Below are 19,701 nucleotides of genomic sequence, written 5' to 3'. Positions count from 1 at the left end.
CACTCAGGCGCCCCCGATCTCACCGATCGCGGGCGCCTGAGGTGTCTGTACCGAAAGGTGGGAGCGCATGAGCATCCGCGAGGACCCCTCCGCCCCTTCTCTGCGGGTGCGCCTGGACCTGGCCTACGACGGCAGCGCCTTCCACGGCTGGGCCGCCCAGCCGGGCCTGCGCACCGTGGAGGGGGCTCTGCGCGAGGGACTCGCCACGCTCTTCCGCCGCGAGGTCCCGATGATCGTGGCCGGACGCACCGACGCCGGGGTCCACGCCCGCGGGCAGGTCGTGCATCTGGACCTGAGCGAAGCCGAGTACACCGGGCTCGGCCGAGGCCGGGGGATCACCCCGGAGAGGGCGCTCATCCGCCGTCTTGGCGGAGTGCTGCACCGGGAGCGCGGCGCCGTCGTCGTCTACGCCGCCTCCATCGTGCCGCGGGACTTCGACGCGAGGTTCTCCGCGCTGAGCCGCACCTACCGCTATCGCATCGCCGACGCGCCGGCGATGCAGGACCCGCTGCGCCACTCGGACACCGCCTGGCACCGGGTTCCCCTGGATGCCGAGCTGATGCGCCTGGAGGCCGCCTCCGTGGCCGGACTGCAGGACTTCGGCAGCTTCTGCCGGCCTCGGGAGCGCAACAGCACCATCCGCGAGCTCCACGACTTCAGCATCCGCCGCGACGCGGAGGGCGTCATCGTTGCCGCGCTCACCGCGGACGCGTTCTGCCACCACATGGTGCGTGCGCTCATGGGGGCGTGCCTGGATGTGGGGGAGGGGCGCCGTGCACCTGGCTGGCTCCTGCGCCGCCTGGAGGAGCCGGCCTGGGACCAGCGGGTCCGCCTGGCCGCGCCCGGGGGACTGGTCCTGGAGTCTGTGCAGTACCCGGCGCCGGAGCAGCTGGGTGCTCGCGCCGAGCAGACCAGAGCACTCCGGCAGCCCGCTGAGCAGGGATGACAGCCGAGTCTTGCTGTGATCTCAGCCACAGCGCATGGGCCGGTGGAATCGGGCGGTCAACGCGCGATGCCCCGTCAGCACTGGGCGGGAGACCCGTGTCACCTCTGAGCGGACTGTGTCCTGCGGGGTCGCGGGGGTGGCGTGGTTCACGCCCAAGGACCATACTCGTTCGGGCTTGCCTTCACTGACGAAGGCCCTCATCCCTGACCTGTTAAGGAACCAACCACTGATGAGCACCACCTCTCGCTCGCAGGAATCCGGCATCGGCGGCGTCGCGTGGGTCGTCCTGGTCGCCGCGTTCGGCGGCTTCCTCTTCGGCTTCGACACCGCCGTGATCAACGGGGCGGTCGGCCCCATCCAGGCCCAGTTCGGCCTCTCCGACCTCGCCATCGGATTCACCGTCTCCTCGGCCCTGCTCGGTTGCATGGTCGGCGCCTGGGCCGGCGGCAGCCTCTCCGACCGCATCGGTCGCCAGCGCGCCATGATGGTCGCCGCCGCGCTGTTCTTCATCTCCGCCATCGGATCCGGCCTGGCCTTCGGCGCCGTGGACCTGGTGCTCTGGCGAGTGCTCGGCGGCATCGGCGTGGGCATGGCCTCGGTCATCGCCCCGGCCTACATCGCCGAGGTCGCGCCCACGCGCCTGCGTGGACGCCTCGGCTCCACCTGGCAGCTCGCCATCGTGATCGGCATCTTCATGGCCGCCTCCTCCAACGCCTTCGTCGCCAACGTCGCCGGCGGCGCGGCGGATGAGCTGTGGTTCGGCCTGGAGGCCTGGCGCTGGATGTTCCTGCTCGAAGCCGGCCCGGCACTGCTCTACGCCCTGCTGGCCTCCTCGATCCCTGAGTCGCCGCGCTACCTGGTCTCCCGCGGTCGGGACAAGCAGGCCGCGAAGGTGCTCGAGGAGATCGTGGGCATCCGTGGTGAGTCTGCCATCGCGCAGAAGATCAAGGAGGTCCGCGAGACCATCAACATGGAGGCGCGGCAGAAGTTCCGCGATCTGATCGTCAGCGGCAAGCTGACCCCGATCGTCTGGGTGGGCCTGGGCCTGGCCGTGTTCCAGCAGTTCGTCGGCATCAACGTGATCTTCTACTACTCCAACACGCTGTGGCAGGCGGTGGGCATCGCCGAGGACCAGGCCTTCCTGGTCCAGATCATCACCACGAGCGTGAACATCGTCGCCACCGTCATCGGCATCATCATCGTGGACAGGGTGGGCCGCCGGATCCCGCTGGCCGTCGGCTCCGCGGGCATGGCGCTCGGGCTGGGCATGATGGCCGTGGCCTTCAGCCAGGCGATCGTCAACGTGGGTGCCGACGGCGAGGAGCTCGTCTCCCTGCCCGGCGCATGGGGCATGATTGCGCTGGTATCCGCGAACGTGTTCGTGCTCTTCTTCGGCGCCACCTGGGGGCCGTTCATGTGGGTCCTGCTGGGGGAGATGTTCCCCAACCGGGTCCGCGCCGTCGCGCTGGGTGTGACCGCCTCGGCGAACTGGGCCGCGAACTTCCTGATCTCGATGCTCTTCCCCGAGATGGCGGCGTTCTCGCTGGTCTTCGCCTACGGCTTCTACGCCGCCTCGGCGCTGCTGTCGATGTTCTTCGTGCTCAAGTGGGTCCCAGAGACCAATGGACGCGAACTGGAGGACATGTCCGACGGCGCCTACGAGAAGGCCCCACGGGCCGCCAAAAGCCACTGAGTCACCCCTGAGATCTCAGCCCCGATCGGGGCTGAGGCCCCGATGACACAGCACCGCCCCCGACCTGAGAACGGGTCACCGCCAGGCGTTCCGGCGAGTGACTTTGCTCAAAGGCGGGGGCGCTCTGTATAGTTGTTGGTTGTTGTGCGTGTCCACCCCTGCGTGGGTCCGTGTCGAGGCGGCTCAGTTGCATGGTCGTCAGCCTCCGCGGACTGTAGGGGAACTCACGGGCCCGGTCTTTTCCCAGTCCTCACCTGGGAATCCGGATGTCGCACTCGCGAAGAAACAGTCACTGATCCTCAGTGGTTCTCACACACCAGAGAATCAGTGCACTGAACCGTAGAACATCGACCGAAGGCATACCAACGTGCGTACGTACACCCCGAAGCCTGGCGACGCCGACGCCCAGTGGCACGTCATCGACGCGACTGACGTCGTGCTGGGCCGTCTCGCCTCCCAGACTGCCGCGCTGCTGCGCGGCAAGCACAAGCCGACCTTCGTCCCACACCAGGACATGGGCGACTTCGTCATCATCATCAACGCCGAGAAGGTCGCCATGACTGGCGACAAGGCCGAGAAGAAGCGCTACTGGCGCCACTCCGGCTTTCCCGGCGGCATCAAGTCGCTGACCTTCAACGAGATGGTCTCGCGCTACCCGACCCGCGCTGTCTACCAGGCGGTCAAGGGCATGTTGCCTCACAACAAGCTCGGAACGGCACAGCTGAAGAAGCTGCGCGTCTACGCAGGTGCTGAGCACCCGCACGTCGCACAGCAGCCTAAGCCGTTCGACATCTCCCAGGTCACTCAGTAGTCCTGGCCACCCGACACTAGAATTTTCAAGGAGAATCGTGGCTCAGAACACTGAAGAGCTCACCGAAACCGAGGAGCTTTCAAGCTACACCTCGGAATCAACCCCCACCGAGGAGACCGCCGGCGAGTCCGAGCGTGCACCGTTGACCGTCGGCGGAGCCGCCATCGGTCGACGCAAGCGCGCGCGTGCCCGCGTCCGGATCACCCCGGGCACCGGCCAGTGGACCCTCAACGGTCGCAGCCTGGAGGAGTACTTCCCCAACAAGCTGCACCAGCAGGAAGTGAATGATCCCTTCACCCTGCTGGGTCTCAAGGGCGCCTACGACGTCATCGCCCGCATCGACGGCGGCGGCCCCTCGGGCCAGTCCGGCGCCCTGCGGCTCGGCATCTCCCGCGCGCTCAACGAGATCGACCGCGACCACAACCGTGCGGCGCTGAAGAAGGCCGGATTCCTGACTCGCGACGCCCGTGCGGTGGAGCGCAAGAAGGCCGGTCTCAAGAAGGCCCGTAAGGCACCGCAGTACTCCAAGCGCTGATCGGTCACTGCTCGGGACGGCGCCAGTCGCCGTCCTGATCCGGACCCCCAGCTGCTCGAAGAACCCCGTCGGAGACTCTCCGGCGGGGTTCTTCGCGTCTGCGGGGGCCTTGCCCAGTAGACTGGGCGTCATCATGGCACGACTTTTCGGCACTGACGGCGTGCGCGGTGTGGCCAACGAGCTGCTCACCGCTGAACTCGCCCTCACCCTCTCCCAGTCAGCAGCAACCGTCCTCGGCCACCGGCAGGTGACCCCCGGCACCCGACCCACAGCAGTGGTGGCGCGGGACCCGCGCATCTCCGGAGAGTTCATCTCCGCCGCGGTCCAGGCCGGCATCGCCAGCAGCGGAGTCGACGTCTTCGATGCCGGGGTGCTCCCCACTCCCGCCGCGGCCTTCCTGGTCGCCGACATCGACGCGGACTTCGGCGTGATGATCTCCGCCTCGCACAATCCCGCCCCCGACAACGGGATCAAGTTCCTGGCCCGCGGCGGTCACAAGCTCGACGACGCGGCCGAGGACGCCATCGAGACCGAGATGGGGCTGACGCCGCCGCGGCCCACAGGCGCCGACGTCGGACGGGTCAGCCGCTTTGCCGACGCGGAGGACCGCTACCTGGTGCACCTGCTGCGCTCGCTCAACGGCATCAGCCTAAAGGGGCTCAAGATCGTGCTCGACTGCGCCCACGGCGCCGCCGCCGGAGTCTCCCCGCAGGCCTTCACCGACGCCGGAGCCGAGGTGATCGTCATCGGCGCCGAGCCCGACGGGCTGAACATCAACGAGGGCTACGGCTCCACCCACCTGGGCCCGCTGCAGGACGCGGTGCGCGAGCACCGGGCAGACCTGGGCATCGCCCACGACGGCGACGCCGACCGCTGCCTGGCCGTGGACCACACCGGCGAGATCATCGACGGTGACCAGATCATGGGGATCCTCGCGATCGCGCAGAAGGAAGCCGGGACCCTGGTCGATGACACCCTGGTCGTCACCGTGATGTCCAACCTCGGCCTGAAGCTCGGGATGGAAGCCGCAGGGGTCAAGCTCGTGGAGACCGCGGTGGGTGACCGGTATGTGCTCGCCGCGATGCGCGCAGCCGGGTACAACCTCGGCGGGGAACAGTCGGGTCACCTGATCTTCGCGGACTACGCCACCACCGGCGATGGTCTGCTCACCGGGCTGCAGCTGGCCGCACGGGTCGCCGCCACGGGGAAATCCGTCCAGACGCTCGCCGCGGAGGCCATGACTCGGCTCCCGCAGGTGCTGATCAACGTCAAGGGCGTGGACCGCACCCGGGTCAAGACGCACCAGCCGGTCCAGCATGCAGTGGCCGAGGTGGAGGCCCGCCTGGGCGCCACCGGTCGGGTTCTGCTGCGCCCGTCGGGGACCGAACCAGTGGTCCGCGTCATGGTGGAAGCACCCACGGCCGAGCTGGCTCGAGCCGAGTCAGAAGCTTTGGCGGACGTTGTCAAGGCCGAACTAGCGCTCTGACCCACCCACCTCCAGTTCGTCGATGGGCGGATTCTGCCGTCGAGGGGCGGATTCTGCGACTATCTGAGGCCTGGAAGGGCCCCGAACGGTCGCAGAATCCGCCCCTCAACGCATGGTGGGGTCTAGTCCTTGCCCCAGACCACGTCTTTGGCCTTGCCCAGCACCGGGTGGCGCCTGGGCCCCGGGCTGCTCTGCTGATCCGCGTCCTCGGCCGCCTGCCGCTGGGCCTCGGCCAGTGAAGCCAGGAACGCCGGATTGGTGACCTCGGTCTGCGCCTTGAGCTGGTCGCGGATCTCCCGAAGCAGCGTGATGTTCTGCTCCTCCGCCGCTGGGGGAGCGGCCTTGGAGCGGCGTTCCCGCGCCTCGACCATGCGGGTCATCGGCGCGATGATCACGAAGTACACGGCCCCGGCGATCAGCAGGAAGTTCACGACTGCGGTCAGCAGCACGCCGAAGCGGATCGGGGTGTCGTTGAGCACCACCACTGCGAAGTCGTCGAAGTCGGGGGTGCCGACCAGCGCGGAGATCAGCGGCATCAGCACGCCCTCCACCAGTGCGGTGACCACCGCGGTGAACGCGGTGCCGATGACCACCGCAGTGGCCAGGTCCACGACGTTTCCGCGCGTGATGAAATGTCTGAATCCCTTGAGCATTCAAGCAGTCTAGGACACCGACGATCCTGTCCCGGCACTGGTCAGCGGGAGGCTCGGGGTGGTCATCAGGGGGCCGCGGCGGAGATCAGGGCAGGGCTGGCTCGGCGTCGTCGTACTCCGCCGCCGCGGGCTGGTCCCAGTACTCCTCCAGGGTGAGCCCCTCCGCGGCGACCTCCTGTGCGGTGTCCTGACCGACGTAGCGCAGGTGCCAGGGCTCGAAGTCGTAGCCGGTGATCTCCTGGGCGCCCTCGAGGTAGCGGATCACGAACCCGTGGTCCGCGGCGTGCTCCGCCACCCATGCACCCTCCGGGGTGTCGGCGAAGCAGTCGCCTTGGATGCAGTCGGGGTTCTCGATACTGATCACATCGGCGGCCAGCCCCGTCTGGTGCTCCGAGTAGCCGGGGCGGGCGACGAGCTCGTCGGTCTCCTCGGTGCCCACCGCGGCGTGCCGGTTCGCATAGATCCCGGCCTGCGCGTCATAGGACCGGTAGCCGCTGGTCATGGCCAGGACCTGCCCGTCCGCGCCCGCGGCATCGATGAGCTGCGCGAGTGCCTCCGCCGCAGGTTCACGCAGCAGCAGCTGATTATCAGCGGTCGTGCGCACCTCCGGGGCCACCAGGTCAGCGGGGGCGTGATCCTTCGGCTCCAACGGGTTCTGCGCGTTCACCAGCACGTGGACGGAGTCCGGATCCCAGGAGGGATCGCGGGCGCGCTCCGGCGTGGGCGCCGGGGTGGGTTCCGGAGACGGCTCAGCGGAGTTCCCGGGAGTGTGCGCGGAGTCCGACGACGTGTCCGTCTCGCCCGGGGGCTGGTCCCCGGGCACCTCAGAGAGCCTCTGATCCTCGCCCAGCGCCGCGTGCATCGCGTCCCAGGTGCGGGGCGCGAGGTAGCCGATGAGCACCAGCACGCCAAGCATCAGCAGCGCCGCCACGGCCCGGCGTCTTCGGTAGATCCGGGCGCGCCGAGCATGCTGCTCCTGCCCTTGGCGACGCCCCGCCTCGCTCATCCGCACCTGGCCCATCAGGCGCCCCCTGAGCAGGGAGTGGGGAGGCTGCGGGGGCGGGCGTTGCGGGGCAGAACCATCGTCGAGGGTCAGACCTTGCGCAGCAGGACGCGGGAGACCGAGTGATCCTCACCTTTGGCCATCACCAGACGAGCCCGGGAACGGGTCGGGGCGATGTTCGCGCGCAGGTTCGGGCCGTTGATCCGGTTCCAGATGTCAGTGGCACGGGCCTGGGCCTGTTCATCGTCGAGGAAGGAGTACTGGTGGAAGTAGCTCTGCGAATCTGCGAAGGCGCCGTCGCGCCAGCGCATGAACCGGTCCACGTACCACTGCTCGATGTGCTTGGGCTTGGCGTCGACGTAGATCGAGAAGTCGAAGAAGTCGCTCAGCGCGAGACCGGTGGTTCCGTCCTCTCGCACCCGCGCGGGCTGCAGGACGTTGAGCCCCTCCACGATGAGCACATCGGGCTGGCGGATCACCACTTCACGATCCGGGACGATGTCGTAGACCAGGTGGGAGTACCAGGGCGCCCGGACCTCGGGCTTTCCCGACTTCACCTCCGAGACCATCCGCAGCAGCGCCCTGCGGTCATAGGCCTCCGGGAAGCCCTTGCGGTCCATCAGGCCACGGCGCTGCAGCTCGGCGTTGGGGTAGAGGAAGCCGTCGGTGGTGACCAGCTCCACCCGCGGAGTCGAGGGCCAGCGGCGCAGCATCTCCTGGAGCACGCGGGCGGTGGTGGACTTGCCCACCGCCACCGATCCCGCCACCCCGATCACGAAGGGGGTGCGCAGCGTCTGCTCGCCGAGGAACTCATTGGCCGCGGAGCGAAGCTGTGCGGCGGACTCCACGTAGATCGAGAGCAGCCGGCTCAGCGGCAGGTAGATCTGTTCGACCTCGTTGAGCGAGAGATGCTCCCCGATGCCGCGCAGCCGGTCGACGTCGTCCTGGTTCAACGGCTGCTCGATGGTGTCGGCCAGCCGGGCCCAGGCCTGACGGTCCAGCTCCGCGAAGGGGGAGTGGGAGGTGTGCGGCTGGTCGGGCTTGAACGGGGATCCCGCCCAGGGTGCGGTGCCCGCCACGAGGGCAGGAAGCGGACCCGTGGAGGCGCGCGGATGAGGATCTTCGGATGGGCGTTCAGACACGTTGACACGATACGCTATCCCTCATGTGTGGAATCGTCGGCTATATAGGCCTGCCCGAGAAGACCAGTCAGCACTCAGCCCTCGACGTGCTCTTAGAAGGACTTCGTCGTCTGGAGTACCGGGGCTATGACTCCGCCGGAGTGGCGACCGTGGCGGCCGGGACCGTCTCGACGCGGAAGAAGTCCGGCAAGCTCGCGAACCTCCTGGCGGAGATCGAAGCGGCCCCGATGGCTGAGGCCTCGGTGGGCATCGGACACACCCGCTGGGCCACCCACGGGGCGCCCAACGACCAGAACGCGCATCCGCACCTGGCCGACGACGGCAAGCTCGCCGTCATCCACAACGGCATCATCGAGAACTTCGCCCAGCTCAAGGCCAAGCTCGTCGCGACCGGCGAGGAGTTCAGCTCACAGACCGACACCGAGGTGGCCGCGAAGCTGATCGGCCAGTACTTCGTGGGGTCCGCCGCAGGCGACCTGACCGAGGCGATGCGTCTGGCCGCGAGCGAGCTCGAGGGTGCCTTCACCCTGCTCGCCGTCCACGCCGACCAGCCCGACCGTGTGGTCGCCTCCCGGCGCAACTCCCCCCTGGTGGTGGGCCTCGGCGAGGGCGAGAACTTCCTCGGCTCCGACGTCTCCGGATTCATCGACTTCACCCGCGAGGCCGTGGAGCTGGAACAGGACCAGGTCGTGACCATCACCACCGACGACGTGGCCATCATCAACTTCGACGGCACTCCCGCCGAGGGCAAGCGCTTCTCGGTGAACTGGGACGCCGCCGCCGCCGAGAAGGGCGGCTTCGGCACCTTCATGGAGAAGGAGATCCACGACCAGCCCAAGGCGGTGGAGGACACCCTGCTGGGCCGCACCGACGCCTCCGGCCGACTGGTGCTCGACGAGCTGCGCATCGACCCCGACGAGCTCAAGGGCATCTCCAAGATCATCGTGCTGGCCTGCGGCACCTCCGCCTACGCCGGCATGGTCGCGAAGTACGCCATCGAGCACTGGGTGCGCGTGCCCGTGGAGGTGGAGCTCTCCCATGAGTTCCGCTACCGCGATCCGATCATCGATGACTCCACCCTGATCGTCTCCCTCTCCCAGTCCGGGGAGACCATGGACACCCTGATGGCGGTCCGCTACGCCAAGGAGCAGGGCGCCCGCACCCTCGCGATCTGCAACACCAACGGGTCCACGATCCCGCGCGAATCCGACGCGGTGCTCTACACCCACGCGGGCCCGGAGATCGCGGTGGCCTCCACCAAGGCGTTCCTCGCCCAGATCACCGCCTCCTACCTGCTGGGCCTCTACATGGCGCAGCTGCGCGGAAAGCTCTTCCAGGGTGAGATCGAGGACATCCTCGCGGACCTGCACAAGATCCCCGCCAAGATCCAGGAAGTCCTGGACGGCGCGGACGACATCCGCCAGCTCGCCCGTGAGATGGCCCAGGCCCCCTCGGTACTCTTCCTCGGTCGCCACGTCGGCTACCCGGTGGCGATGGAGGGCGCGCTCAAGCTCAAGGAGATCGCCTACATCCACGCCGAGGGCTTCGCCGCCGGCGAGCTCAAGCACGGACCGATCGCGCTGATCGACGAGGGCCAGCCGGTCTTCGTAGTCGTGCCCTCACCGCACGGCCGTGACTCGCTCCACGCCAAGGTGGTCTCGAACATCCAGGAGGTCCGCGCACGCGGCGCCAAGACCATCACCGTGGCAGAGGTCGGCGACGCCGACGTCGTGGACTACTCCGAGACGGTGTTCTACGTCCCGGAGACCCAGCCGCTGCTGATGCCGCTGCTGACCACCGTCCCGCTGCAGATCTTCGCCTGTGCACTGGCTGCCGAGAAGGGCTACGACGTCGACCAGCCGCGCAACCTGGCCAAGTCTGTAACGGTGGAGTGACCATCTCTGTGGAGCGGTCGTTCCCTGCGACTCTCCAGACAGTGTGACTCTCGGTATGGTGTGACCCGTTTCTCAGCGTGACCCTCGCAAGAAGGAGCAGCACATGATCGTCGGAATCGGCGTCGACGTCGTCCTGGTGACGCGGTTCGAGCACCAGCTGCGCCGCACTCCGGCGCTGCGGCAGCGACTCTTCGTCCCGGCCGAACGTGAGCTCAACACCCGCTCGCTCGCCGCACGCTTCGCGGCGAAGGAGGCGGTGGCCAAGGCGCTGGGCGCCCCGGCGGGCATGAACTGGCAGGACTGCCAGGTGGTCATGGACTCTGCGGGCGCCCCGCACGTCGAGGTGTCGGGGACCGTGGCGCAGGTCGCGGAGTCCAAGGGGGTCAAGCGCTGGCACCTCTCGCTCTCCCACGACGGTGACGTGGCCACCGCCATGGTGGTCGCAGAGGGCTGACCATGACTGCTGCCTCGCTTCCGGTCTACTCCGGCACCCAGATCCGGAACGCTGAAAAACCCCTGGTCGACGCCGGGGAAGGTCCCGCGCTGATGCGCCGCGCCGCCTACGGACTGGCCAGCCGGGTGCTGGACCTGCTTCGGAGAGCCGGCGGCAGCTACGGCGCCCGGGTCGTGGGTCTCATCGGTTCCGGCAACAACGGCGGCGACGGGCTCTACGCCCTGGCCGAGCTGCGCTCCCGCGGGGTCGATGCGCGCGCGGTGCTGGTCGCCGACCGTGCCCACCCGCAGGCGCTGGAGGAGTTCCTCCGAGCCGGCGGTCGCGTGATCGCCGAAGTTCCTGCCGGCACGACCGTGCTCATCGACGCGATCCTCGGCACCGGAGCCCGGGGAGCGTTCACGCTCCCCGAGGTGCCCGGTCTGATCGAGTCCGCCCGTACCAGCACCGTCGTGGCCTGCGACATCCCCTCCGGGGTCCACGCCGACACGGGACGATGTCCCGGCGACGCCCTGGCCGCCCAGCACACCGTCACCTTCGGAGCCGCCAAGCTGGGACTGCTGCTGGGCCAGGGAGGCCTGCTCAGCGGTGAGATCCACAGAGTGGACATCGGCCTGGCGGACCAGCTGCCCGCCCCGGCGGCGTGGGAGCTGACCGGACCCGAGCTCAGCGCCCCGAGGCCCCGCCCGGGGGACCATAAGTACACCCGCGGGATCCTGCAGGTGGTGGCCGGCTCCGCCCAGTTCCCCGGAGCCGCCGAACTGACCGTGGGCGCCGCGATCACCTCCGGCGTGGGAATGGTGCGGCTGCAGGCCGAGCCCAGCGTCTCCTCCTCGGTGCTGCAGTCCTGGCCGGAGGCGGTGACGAGCCAGGGCCGCGCGGAAAAAGCCCTGGAGGGCGCCACCGCCGCCGCCATCGGACCCGGTCTCGGACGGGAGCGCTCCCGTCAGGTCGAGGCCGAGACCATCCTGCGTGCCACCGTGGAGGCCCAGATGCCCTGCGTGCTCGACGCCACCGGACTGGAGCTGCTCCGCGGGGACCTGCTCAGCGCCGGCGACCTTGGTGCGGCGCTGATCCTGACTCCACACCTGGGCGAAGCACGACGGATCGCAGACGCGCTTCAGGATGAGGCCCTGCAGGGCCTCTTCGCCGGGGAGCCGGACACCCTCGAGGCCGCCCGCGCGCTGGCCCAGACGCTCGGCGCCACGGTCCTGCTCAAGGGGCCGAGCACCGTGGTGGCCGGGCCGGACGGGACCGCGCCGCTGATCGTGCGCTCAGCAACCCCCGGGCTGGCCACCGCCGGCACCGGTGACGTGCTGACCGGGATCATCGGGGCGCTGCTGGCCACGGCGGGCAGCACACAGAACCTTGACTTCTCCCGGATCGCCGCCGAGGGGGCCCGGCTGCACGCCGCCGCCGCCCAGCGGCTTGACCCCCATGGACGCGGCCACTTCGGAGCCAGCGCCCTCATCGGCGCGCTGCGCGAGTAGCGGGCGCATCGCAAGTGTGTCCCTGGCTCTCGATAGGGTGGTTCTATGAGCATCATCGGCGACCCCAGCGCCACCACCCATCCCGCCACCCCCCATCTCGAGGCCGCCGAGCGCGCGGCCGTGATCGACCCCGCCGCGATCAGGCACAACGTGCGCACCATCGCCTCCTACGTGCACCCGGCGAAGGTGCTGGTGGCCGTGAAGGCCGAGGGCTACGGGCACGGCGCGGTCACCGCGTCCCGGGCCGCGCTCGACGGTGGAGCGGACTGGCTGGGCACCGCTCATGTCAGCGAGGCGCTGGTGCTGCGCGACGCAGGAATCCAGGCGCCGATCCTGGCCTGGCTGCATACCCGTGCCACCGACTTCTCTGCGGCGATCACCGAACACATCGACCTGGGCATCTCCGGCTGGGAGATCCACCACGTGGCCCGCGAGGCAGAATCGCTGCAGAAGCCGGCTCGAGTGCACCTGAAGATCGACACCGGGCTGGGCCGCAACGGCTGCACCATCGAGGACTGGCCCGAGCTGCTCCGCATCGCCGCCCAGTACCAGGAGCGTGGCCTGCTCAGCGTGGAGGGCATCTTCACCCATCTCGCCGTGGCTGACGAGCCCGACCGCCGAGAGACCGATGACCAGCTGCAGGTGTACCGTCGCGCGCTGGAGCTCGCCGAGGAGCAGCGGATCGTGCCAGACCTGCGCCATGTGGCGAACACCCCGGCCGCTTTCTCCCGCCCGGACGCCCACTTCGACATGGTGCGCGTCGGGGTCGGGGTCTACGGACACAGCCCCTTCGCCGACCGCACCGCGGAGGACCTGGGACTGCGCCCGGCCATGGAGCTGCGCACCACGGTGGCCAACGTGAAGCAGGTGCCGACGGGACAGGGCATCAGCTACGGACTGACACACCGGGTGGACCGCCCCACCAGCCTGGCACTGATCCCCCTGGGCTACGCCGACGGGATTCCGCGCGTGGCGGTCCACGGTCCGGTCTGGATCAACGGCCGGGGCTACCGGTCGGTGGGCCGGGTTGCCATGGACCAGTTCGTGGTGGACCTCGGTGAACTCGACACCGATGTCCAGGTCGGGGACGAGGTGGTGATCTTCGGAGGCGACTCCGGGATCGAGGCAGCCGACTGGGGAACCGCCGCGGGCACCATCAACTACGAGATCATCACCCGGATCGGGGAACGGGTCCCGCGCGTCGTGGTGGACTCTGACCCGGATGCGGGGCTCGCCTCCGGCGCGGTGGGCACCGCGGTTTCTCCCACGTCAGCCGCCTCATCCAGGCCGCCGAGGGATCCGGCGTGAGCGGAAGTCAGGGCCCGGCCGCACCGTTTGAAGGTGAGCGGTGGAGCGTCGAGCTTGTCCTGGATGATCTCGACGCCACCGCCGATTTCGCGCAAGCCATCGCTGAGCTGCTGGAACCCGGCGCGCTGCTGGTGCTCACCGGAGGTCTGGGTGCGGGCAAGACCACCTTCACCCAGTCCCTAGGTCGGGCGCTGGGCGTCAGCGGGATGGTGAGCTCGCCGACCTTCATCCTCAGCCGGATCCACCGATCCCAGGCTCAGGGTCCGGACCTGGTCCATGTGGACGCCTACCGCACCGACCCGGAGGGCCTGGAATCTCTGGATCTGACCTCCACCCTTCCCGATTCGGTGACCGTGGTGGAGTGGGGCCGAGGGATGGTCGAAGCTGCGCTGGTGGGAGTCGAGGGATCATGGCTTGATCTGGAGCTGATCAGAGATCCGGAACCTGAGTCGAGGCCGCAGGAGTCGCAGGGGGTGAACGCGGGGGAGCCCGAGATCATCACCGACTTCTCCGAGACCGAGGCCGAGGTCCTCGGAGCCCGACGGCGCGCCGTCCTGCGCGGCTACGGGCCTGCCTGGGCGCAGCCGCCGCAGCTGTGACGAACTACGATGGAGGGGTGATTCTCGCGATCGATTCCTCCGCCGGGGCCTCTGTGGCCGTGCTCGACGACGGCCAGGTGCGCGCCCGATGGAGCACCGCCGAGACGACGACTCACGCCGAGGTGCTCGCCGCAGCGGTCGCCCAGACCATGCGCGACGCCGATGTGACCGGGGCCAGGCTCCGCAGCGTCGTCGTCGGAGTCGGCCCTGGCCCCTTCACCGGACTGCGGGTCGGTCTCGCGCTGGCGCACTCGCTCGCTGAGGTGTGGGGCGTCCCGATCCATGGCGTCTGCAGCCTGGACTCGCTCGCCCAGCGTGCCGTGAACCATCCGGCGGAGGCTCCCACTCCGGCGGACGGAGAGTTCCTCGCGGCCAGCGACGCGCGCCGCCGCGAGGTGTACTGGGCCCGGTACCGCGCCGATGCGCAGGGATTCGCTGAACTGCTCGACGGGCCCCAGGTCAGCGCGGCGACTGAGCTGCCGGATCTGCCGGTGGTCGGCGTCGGCGCGAGCCTGTATCCGCAGGTCCTCACCGCCCGCTCGGAGGCGGAATCGCACTGGCTGCCCGATGCGGTGGAGCTCGGCCAGCTCGCGCAGCGCGAACTCCGGCGCAGCGGAGTCCTGGGCGAGCCCGTGACGGAGCCGTCGGCGCAGCCGGACATCAGCACCGGCTCCAGACAGCCTGCCACCACCACCGGCTCGGTGCTGCGCGATCCGCTCCCGCTGTACCTGCGCGACTCCGACGCCAAGGTGCCTGCCCAGATGCGCGCGAAGCAGGCCTCATGAGCGCACACGATGCCCCGCGCCCGGACAACCATGGGACACCCGCGACCCCAGGCTCCGAGCCCTTCCCGGTGACCCCGATGACGGCCCTTGACGTGCCCGAGGTGCTCGCCCTGGAGAACCGGCTCTTCCCGCACGACGCCTGGCCCGAGAGCTTCTTCTACGACGAACTGGCACACACCGCCGCCCACCCCGACGAGGTGCCGACCCGACGTTACTGGGTCGCCCGGGACGCCTCCGGTCAGCTCGCCGGCTATGCCGGGATGATGTGCGTGCTGCCGCTGGCCGATGTGCAGACCCTGGCCGTCGCCCCCGAGGCGCAGGGCCACGGACTCGGCACCCGGCTGCTGCGCCTGCTCATCGACGCCGCCCGGGAACAGTCCGCCGAGCAGATCCTGCTCGAGGTCCGCGCCGACAACCCTGGGGCGCAGGCCCTGTACCGGCGTGAGGGCTTCACCCATATCCATACCCGGGCGCAGTACTACCCGGACGGGCAGGATGCGCTGATCATGCAGAAGCCGCTGACCGACCTCGACGCGCCGAGCTCAGCGTCAGACCTCAGGAGCCCTACCCCATGACCGACGCACCCTCGGCCCGCCGCGTCCCGCTGGTGCTCGGCATCGAGACCTCCTGCGACGAGACCGGCATCGGGATCGTCCGCGGCACCCAGTTGCTGGCGAACACCGTCTCGTCCTCGATGGAGGAACACGTGCGCTTCGGCGGCGTCATCCCGGAGATCGCCGCCCGCGCCCACCTCGAGGCCTTCGTGCCGACGCTGCGCCAGGCGCTGGACACCGCCGGGATCGAGCTGCGCGACGTCGACGCGATCGCCGTCACCGCCGGTCCCGGACTCGCTGGCGCGCTGATGGTCGGGCTCTCCGCCGCCAAGGGACTCGCCCTGGCCGCGGACAAGCCGCTCTACGGGGTCAACCACCTGGTCGCCCACGTCGGCGTCGGCCTGCTGGACCCCGCGGCGGAGGACGGTGCCGGTGAGGACGGCGCCGGGCCTGCGGGCATGCTCGCGCTGCCGGAGAACACCGGTGCGCTGCTGGTCTCCGGCGGGCACACCGAGATCCTGCGGGTCGGCTCGCTCACCAGCGACGTGCAGCTGCTGGGCTCCACGATCGACGACGCCGCCGGTGAGGCCTTCGACAAGACCGCCCGACTGCTGGGCCTGGGCTACCCGGGCGGACCTGCGATCGACGCCGCGGCGGCCACCGGGGACCCGCGCGCTTTCCGCTTCCCGCGCGGGCTGACCATGCCGAAGTTTGAAGGCTCTGCCGAGGCCCCGGGGAAGCATCGGCACAACTGGTCCTTCTCCGGATTGAAGACCGCGGTGGCACGCGCGGTGGAGCAGTTCGAGACCGCCGGCCGGCCGGTCCCGGTCGCGGACATCGCCGCCAGCTTCCAGGAAGCCGTGGTGGACGTCATCACGGCCAAGGCGGTGCGCGCCGCCGGCGAGCACGGCATCACCACGCTGATGCTGGGCGGGGGAGTCGCGGCGAACAAGCGGCTGCGCGAGCTGTTGGCCCAGCGCTGCGCCGCGGCCGGCATCGAGCTGCGGATCCCGCCGGTGAGCCTGTGCACCGACAACGGGGCGATGGTCGCGGCGCTGGGCGCACAGCTCGTCGCCGCAGGAGTCGCACCCTCCTCGCTGCAGATCCCGGCAGACTCCTCCCAGCCGGTGCAGCTGATCAGCGTCTGAACCGCCCAGTCAGTGTCGGAGCCGCCCAGTCAGTGTTTGAGTCAGCCCGGGTGCTCAGACCCGGCGCGGACCGTTGATCGACATCCGGGTCCGTGCGGCCGCATCGAGCACCACCTGCCGCAGATCTCCCTGATGGGTCTCCGCGACCTGGCGCTGACGCTGGTAGCCGGCGCCGTCGCGCATCATCTGCTCGACCAGGGCGAGCTCATCGGCGCAGCCCAGCTCCTTCGCCACGGGTTCGAGCCGGTTCAGCTCCTGCTGGAGGTGGTCGGTCACGAGCATCTCGTCACCCTCGGCGTTGAGGATGATCTCGGCGTCCAGACCGTAGCGCGCCGCGCGCCACTTGTTCTCCTGCACGAACCAGGGCGGCATCGAGACCACCTTGCCGCCGTTCTCGTGGTCCTTGACCGTGGAATGCACGATGCACTGGGTGAGGGCCGCAACCCCGGCGATCTCCTCGAGTGTGGCCAGTCCGTCGCAGACGCGCAGCTCCACGGTGCCCAGCCGTGGCACGGCGCGGACGTCCCAGCGGACCTCGGTGACATCGTTGATCACCCCGGTGTGCTCCAGGTCGCTGACTGCCTTCTCATAGCCGGACCATTCCTCGAACTGGAAGGACGCGCCGGCGGTGGGCAGCTGCTGGAAGACCAGCGCGCGCTGCGAGGCGTAACCGGTGTCCTCACCGGACCAGTAGGGCGAGGAGGCGGTCAGAGCCTGGAAGTGGGCGTTGTAGTTGCACAGGGCGTTGACCGCCGGCATCGCCTGGGCCACGTCATCGAGGCCCACGTGCACATGCACTCCGTAGATCACCATCTGGCGGCCCCACCACTGGGTGCGCCGGATCAGCTCCGCATAGCGCTCCTTGTCCGTCACCTCCTGCTCGGTAGGGGCGGCGAAGGGATGGGAACCCTGGCAGTAGAGCTCGACGTCGAGCGGCTCGCAGTGACGCATCACGTTGCGGGCGGTCTCGCGCAGCTGGTCCACACCGGTGTTCACGTCCGGGCAGACGTCGGTGACCAGCTCCACCGTGTTGGTCAGCAGCTCCTGCTTCACATAGGGGTGTTCGTCCTCCGGGCGCAGATCCGGCATGTCCTGATGGCAGGCACTGAGAATCCGGTCCGCCACAGACCGGAGATCTCCGCTCTGCCGATCCACCAGGGCCAGCTCCCACTCCAGGCCCAGGGTGGAACGTCGTGATTCAGCGAAGGGTAGTTCCAACGTGGCTCCTCAGTGTGTCAGGGCCGGCGGCCGCATCATCAGACAGAATACTGCCCAGACCGGGCGATGCCCGATGTCTGGGCCGAAGTTCCTTTCTCGGGCGGGGATTCATCGGTCTCGCGTCTGGTGCTCCGGTTCGGCTGTTCAGGCGGCGAGGATATCCTGACTGACATGTCTTCTGCCGGTTCTTCGCGCCGCCGCCCACTCATCGCTGCGGCGCTGCTCTCCTGCCTGCTGCTCAGCTCCTGCGCCGGGGACGCCGATCCGGAGGCCTCGCAGGACAGCTCCGCGCCCAGCGAGCCGAGCGCGGAAGAGTCCGCCGAAGCCGCTGAGGCCGCCGAGGAGCAGCGTCGCGCCGACGCCGAGCAGGCCGAGGAGGCCGCGCTCGCAGGTCCCGGAGAGGAGCATCAGGAGCGCGCCGCGGAGATCGTCGCCGAGTACTCGCTCGACCAGCTGGCCGGGTCGGTGCTGGTGGGGGAGTATGCGAACACCGATGCCTCGCCGATGGTTGACCTGATCGAGGAGCTGCACCTGGGCGGATCCATCATCATGGGCGCCAACGTCCCAGCCTCCGAGGGAGGGGTCGACACCGAAGAGCTGGCCGCCCAGCTGAACACCTTGCGCGATGCCGGAGGCGAGCGTGAGGTGCCCCCGATGATCAGCGTGGACCAGGAGGGCGGCCTGGTCACCCGGGTCGGCGCCCCGCTCACCGAATGGCCCACCCCGATGGCCTACGGAGCGGCCGCAGCCGGTCAGGAAGAGTCCGGGCAGGACGAGTCTGAAGGCGACGACGACGGCGCGCTCACCCGCTCCGGTCATCGCTTCCTCGCCGCTGACCTCGCCGAGCTGGGATTCACCACCAGCTTCGCGCCCAACGGCGACGTCACGGTGGGCGCCTCCGATCCGACCATCGGCTCGCGCTCCTTCGGCTCCGACGCCGAGGCCGTCACCACCCTCACCATGGACGGCATCCGCGGCCTCGCCGACGGCGGCCTCGCGGGATCGGTCAAGCACTTCCCCGGACACGGATCGGTCACTGAAGATTCCCACCAGACCCTGCCGGTCCAGGACGCCAGCCTCGAGGAGCTGCGCACCCGCGACTGGGCGCCCTTCGCCGAGGCCGCCGAGGCCGGTGTCCCGATGATCATGATGGGCCACATCGAGGTGCCCGCACTGGAAGCAGGGGTCCCGTCTTCGCTCTCCACCGCCGCCTACACCGAGCTGCGCGAGCTCGGCCACGACGGCGTGGTCGTCACCGACGCGCTGAACATGGGCGCCATCGTCCAGGGCTACGGCGGCGACCAGGCCGCGGTGACGGCCCTGGCCGCAGGTGCGGACCTGCTGCTGATGCCCTCCGACGTCCGCGGCGCCCACGCCGGGATCGTTGCGGCCGTGGAGTCGGGCGAGCTTGACCGCTCCCGCCTCGAGGAGGCGTCTGAACGGGTCGCCGCGCTGCAGCTCTGGCAGGCCGAACTGGCCGCCGGAGAGCTCGCCGCCGGCCCCGGTGCCCAGCTGCCCGAGGAGCTGCGCAGCGACGAGGCAGTGGAGGACGAAGGCGCGGATGACGAGGCGGCCGAGGAGACGGCAGAAGAGACTGCGGCGGAGCTCAGCGACTCCGCAGTGACCCTTGTCGCTGGAGAATGCGAGGCCGATCTGGCAGCGGCGGGCATCACCATCCTCGGAGGTACCGAGCAGGACCGCTCCCGGCTGACCACGGCCGCTGCGGAGGAAGGACTCACCGTGGGGGGCGGGACGGTGGTGAACCTCATCGGCGAGTCTTCCGCCGCCGGCGGAGACGTCGCAGTGGCCCTGGACCGTCCCGAGGTCCTGGCTGCAGCCGACGCCCCCACCCAGATCGCGCTCTATGGCCGCACACAGGAATCCTTCGAGGCGCTCGCCGCGGTGCTCGCCGGAAATCAGGCGCCAGGAGGGCTTCCTGTGGAGGTGGGGGAGCTGCCGCGCGGCCACTCCGCCTGCTGAGCGT

General features: G+C 69.4%; 18 protein-coding genes. 14 read left to right on the top strand and 4 right to left on the bottom strand.

All coding sequences use genetic code 11. The annotated features are described in order from the left end of the window. Window positions 1–67 precede the first annotated feature (67 nt). The 5 genes from truA to glmM all read left to right on the top strand — a co-directional run bounded on the left by truA (window position 68) and on the right by glmM (window position 5,471). Entirely contained in the window at window positions 68–946 is an 879-nt protein-coding gene (truA, locus tag ACHAA4_RS07755; RefSeq protein ID WP_435773620.1) for a tRNA pseudouridine(38-40) synthase TruA, read from the top strand. A gap of 229 nt (window positions 947–1,175) precedes the next feature. Next, window positions 1,176–2,639, top strand: coding sequence for a sugar porter family MFS transporter (locus ACHAA4_RS07750; protein ID WP_435773619.1), 1,464 nt, complete (start codon window positions 1,176–1,178; stop codon window positions 2,637–2,639). 367 nt (window positions 2,640–3,006) lie between these two features. Further along, window positions 3,007–3,450, top strand: coding sequence for a 50S ribosomal protein L13 (rplM, locus tag ACHAA4_RS07745; RefSeq protein WP_106121816.1), 444 nt, complete (start codon window positions 3,007–3,009; stop codon window positions 3,448–3,450). Window positions 3,451–3,487: 37 nt separating this feature from the next. After that, window positions 3,488–3,985 carry a 30S ribosomal protein S9 gene (rpsI, locus tag ACHAA4_RS07740; RefSeq protein ID WP_435773618.1) on the top strand — a complete coding sequence of 166 codons (498 nt, stop codon included), beginning with the start codon at window positions 3,488–3,490 and terminating at the stop codon, window positions 3,983–3,985. Window positions 3,986–4,118: 133 nt separating this feature from the next. Further along, on the top strand, window positions 4,119–5,471 hold the full coding sequence (gene glmM, locus ACHAA4_RS07735) for a phosphoglucosamine mutase (RefSeq protein WP_435773617.1): 1,353 nt from the start codon (window positions 4,119–4,121) through the stop codon (window positions 5,469–5,471). A gap of 122 nt (window positions 5,472–5,593) precedes the next feature. Here the strand turns inward: glmM and mscL are convergent, their stop codons facing one another. From mscL to coaA, 3 genes are all read right to left on the bottom strand, one after another. Continuing rightward, window positions 5,594–6,124 (bottom strand): large conductance mechanosensitive channel protein MscL, encoded by a 531-nt coding sequence (gene mscL / locus ACHAA4_RS07730; protein ID WP_435773616.1) that lies wholly within the window; start codon window positions 6,122–6,124, stop codon window positions 5,594–5,596. 85 nt (window positions 6,125–6,209) lie between these two features. Further along, the gene (locus ACHAA4_RS07725; RefSeq protein ID WP_435773615.1) at window positions 6,210–7,145 is read right to left on the bottom strand and encodes a M15 family metallopeptidase; all 936 of its coding nucleotides are present in this window, start codon (window positions 7,143–7,145) and stop codon (window positions 6,210–6,212) included. A 71-nt stretch (window positions 7,146–7,216) separates the two neighbouring features. Then, entirely contained in the window at window positions 7,217–8,269 is a 1,053-nt protein-coding gene (coaA, locus tag ACHAA4_RS07720; RefSeq protein WP_435773614.1) for a type I pantothenate kinase, read from the bottom strand. A gap of 23 nt (window positions 8,270–8,292) precedes the next feature. Between coaA and glmS the strand changes: the two genes are divergently transcribed. The 8 genes from glmS to tsaD all read left to right on the top strand — a co-directional run bounded on the left by glmS (window position 8,293) and on the right by tsaD (window position 16,499). Then, window positions 8,293–10,164 (top strand): glutamine--fructose-6-phosphate transaminase (isomerizing), encoded by a 1,872-nt coding sequence (gene glmS / locus ACHAA4_RS07715; protein WP_435773613.1) that lies wholly within the window; start codon window positions 8,293–8,295, stop codon window positions 10,162–10,164. Window positions 10,165–10,267: 103 nt separating this feature from the next. Further along, entirely contained in the window at window positions 10,268–10,618 is a 351-nt protein-coding gene (locus ACHAA4_RS07710; protein ID WP_241465366.1) for a holo-ACP synthase, read from the top strand. A 2-nt stretch (window positions 10,619–10,620) separates the two neighbouring features. Further along, window positions 10,621–12,105 carry an NAD(P)H-hydrate dehydratase gene (locus ACHAA4_RS07705; RefSeq protein WP_435773612.1) on the top strand — a complete coding sequence of 495 codons (1,485 nt, stop codon included), beginning with the start codon at window positions 10,621–10,623 and terminating at the stop codon, window positions 12,103–12,105. A 45-nt stretch (window positions 12,106–12,150) separates the two neighbouring features. After that, window positions 12,151–13,413, top strand: a complete 1,263-nt coding sequence (gene alr, locus ACHAA4_RS07700) for an alanine racemase (protein WP_435773611.1) — start codon at window positions 12,151–12,153, stop codon at window positions 13,411–13,413. After that, a complete protein-coding gene (tsaE, locus tag ACHAA4_RS07695; RefSeq protein ID WP_435773610.1) occupies window positions 13,410–14,012 on the top strand; it encodes a tRNA (adenosine(37)-N6)-threonylcarbamoyltransferase complex ATPase subunit type 1 TsaE in 603 nt (200 codons plus the stop codon). The genes alr and tsaE overlap by 4 nt, the downstream gene beginning before the upstream one ends. A 17-nt stretch (window positions 14,013–14,029) precedes the next feature. Beyond that, the gene (gene tsaB, locus ACHAA4_RS07690) at window positions 14,030–14,797 is read left to right on the top strand and encodes a tRNA (adenosine(37)-N6)-threonylcarbamoyltransferase complex dimerization subunit type 1 TsaB (RefSeq protein ID WP_435773609.1); all 768 of its coding nucleotides are present in this window, start codon (window positions 14,030–14,032) and stop codon (window positions 14,795–14,797) included. Continuing rightward, a complete protein-coding gene (rimI, locus tag ACHAA4_RS07685; RefSeq protein WP_435773608.1) occupies window positions 14,794–15,372 on the top strand; it encodes a ribosomal protein S18-alanine N-acetyltransferase in 579 nt (192 codons plus the stop codon). Before tsaB ends, rimI begins: the two co-directional genes overlap by 4 nt. Continuing rightward, window positions 15,369–16,499, top strand: a complete 1,131-nt coding sequence (tsaD, locus tag ACHAA4_RS07680) for a tRNA (adenosine(37)-N6)-threonylcarbamoyltransferase complex transferase subunit TsaD (protein ID WP_435773607.1) — start codon at window positions 15,369–15,371, stop codon at window positions 16,497–16,499. Before rimI ends, tsaD begins: the two co-directional genes overlap by 4 nt. 54 nt (window positions 16,500–16,553) lie before the next feature. On the opposite strand, the gene ACHAA4_RS07675 is transcribed toward tsaD, so the two are convergent. Further along, complete coding sequence (locus ACHAA4_RS07675) at window positions 16,554–17,717, bottom strand: glutamate--cysteine ligase (protein ID WP_435773606.1); 1,164 nt, start codon at window positions 17,715–17,717, stop codon at window positions 16,554–16,556. A gap of 171 nt (window positions 17,718–17,888) precedes the next feature. Here ACHAA4_RS07675 and ACHAA4_RS07670 point away from each other — a divergent pair, with 171 nt between their 5' ends. Continuing rightward, window positions 17,889–19,697, top strand: a complete 1,809-nt coding sequence (locus ACHAA4_RS07670; RefSeq protein ID WP_435773605.1) for a glycoside hydrolase family 3 N-terminal domain-containing protein — start codon at window positions 17,889–17,891, stop codon at window positions 19,695–19,697. Window positions 19,698–19,701 lie beyond the last annotated feature (4 nt).

The organism is Nesterenkonia maliinae (genome assembly GCF_051262655.1).
In the GTDB taxonomy this organism is placed as follows: domain Bacteria; phylum Actinomycetota; class Actinomycetes; order Actinomycetales; family Micrococcaceae; genus Nesterenkonia.
This window is presented reverse-complemented; position numbering and strand designations above follow the sequence as displayed.

Coding starts and splice junctions, on each gene's coding strand:
- truA (WP_435773620.1), top strand. CDS start 68: ATGAGCATCCGCGAGGACCCCTCCGCCCCTTCTCTGCGGGTGCGCCTG.
- ACHAA4_RS07750 (WP_435773619.1), top strand. CDS start 1,176: ATGAGCACCACCTCTCGCTCGCAGGAATCCGGCATCGGCGGCGTCGCG.
- glmM (WP_435773617.1), top strand. CDS start 4,119: ATGGCACGACTTTTCGGCACTGACGGCGTGCGCGGTGTGGCCAACGAG.
- mscL (WP_435773616.1), bottom strand. CDS start 6,124: ATGCTCAAGGGATTCAGACATTTCATCACGCGCGGAAACGTCGTGGAC.
- ACHAA4_RS07725 (WP_435773615.1), bottom strand. CDS start 7,145: ATGGGCCAGGTGCGGATGAGCGAGGCGGGGCGTCGCCAAGGGCAGGAG.
- glmS (WP_435773613.1), top strand. CDS start 8,293: ATGTGTGGAATCGTCGGCTATATAGGCCTGCCCGAGAAGACCAGTCAG.
- ACHAA4_RS07710 (WP_241465366.1), top strand. CDS start 10,268: ATGATCGTCGGAATCGGCGTCGACGTCGTCCTGGTGACGCGGTTCGAG.
- ACHAA4_RS07705 (WP_435773612.1), top strand. CDS start 10,621: ATGACTGCTGCCTCGCTTCCGGTCTACTCCGGCACCCAGATCCGGAAC.
- alr (WP_435773611.1), top strand. CDS start 12,151: ATGAGCATCATCGGCGACCCCAGCGCCACCACCCATCCCGCCACCCCC.
- rimI (WP_435773608.1), top strand. CDS start 14,794: ATGAGCGCACACGATGCCCCGCGCCCGGACAACCATGGGACACCCGCG.
- tsaD (WP_435773607.1), top strand. CDS start 15,369: ATGACCGACGCACCCTCGGCCCGCCGCGTCCCGCTGGTGCTCGGCATC.
- ACHAA4_RS07670 (WP_435773605.1), top strand. CDS start 17,889: ATGTCTTCTGCCGGTTCTTCGCGCCGCCGCCCACTCATCGCTGCGGCG.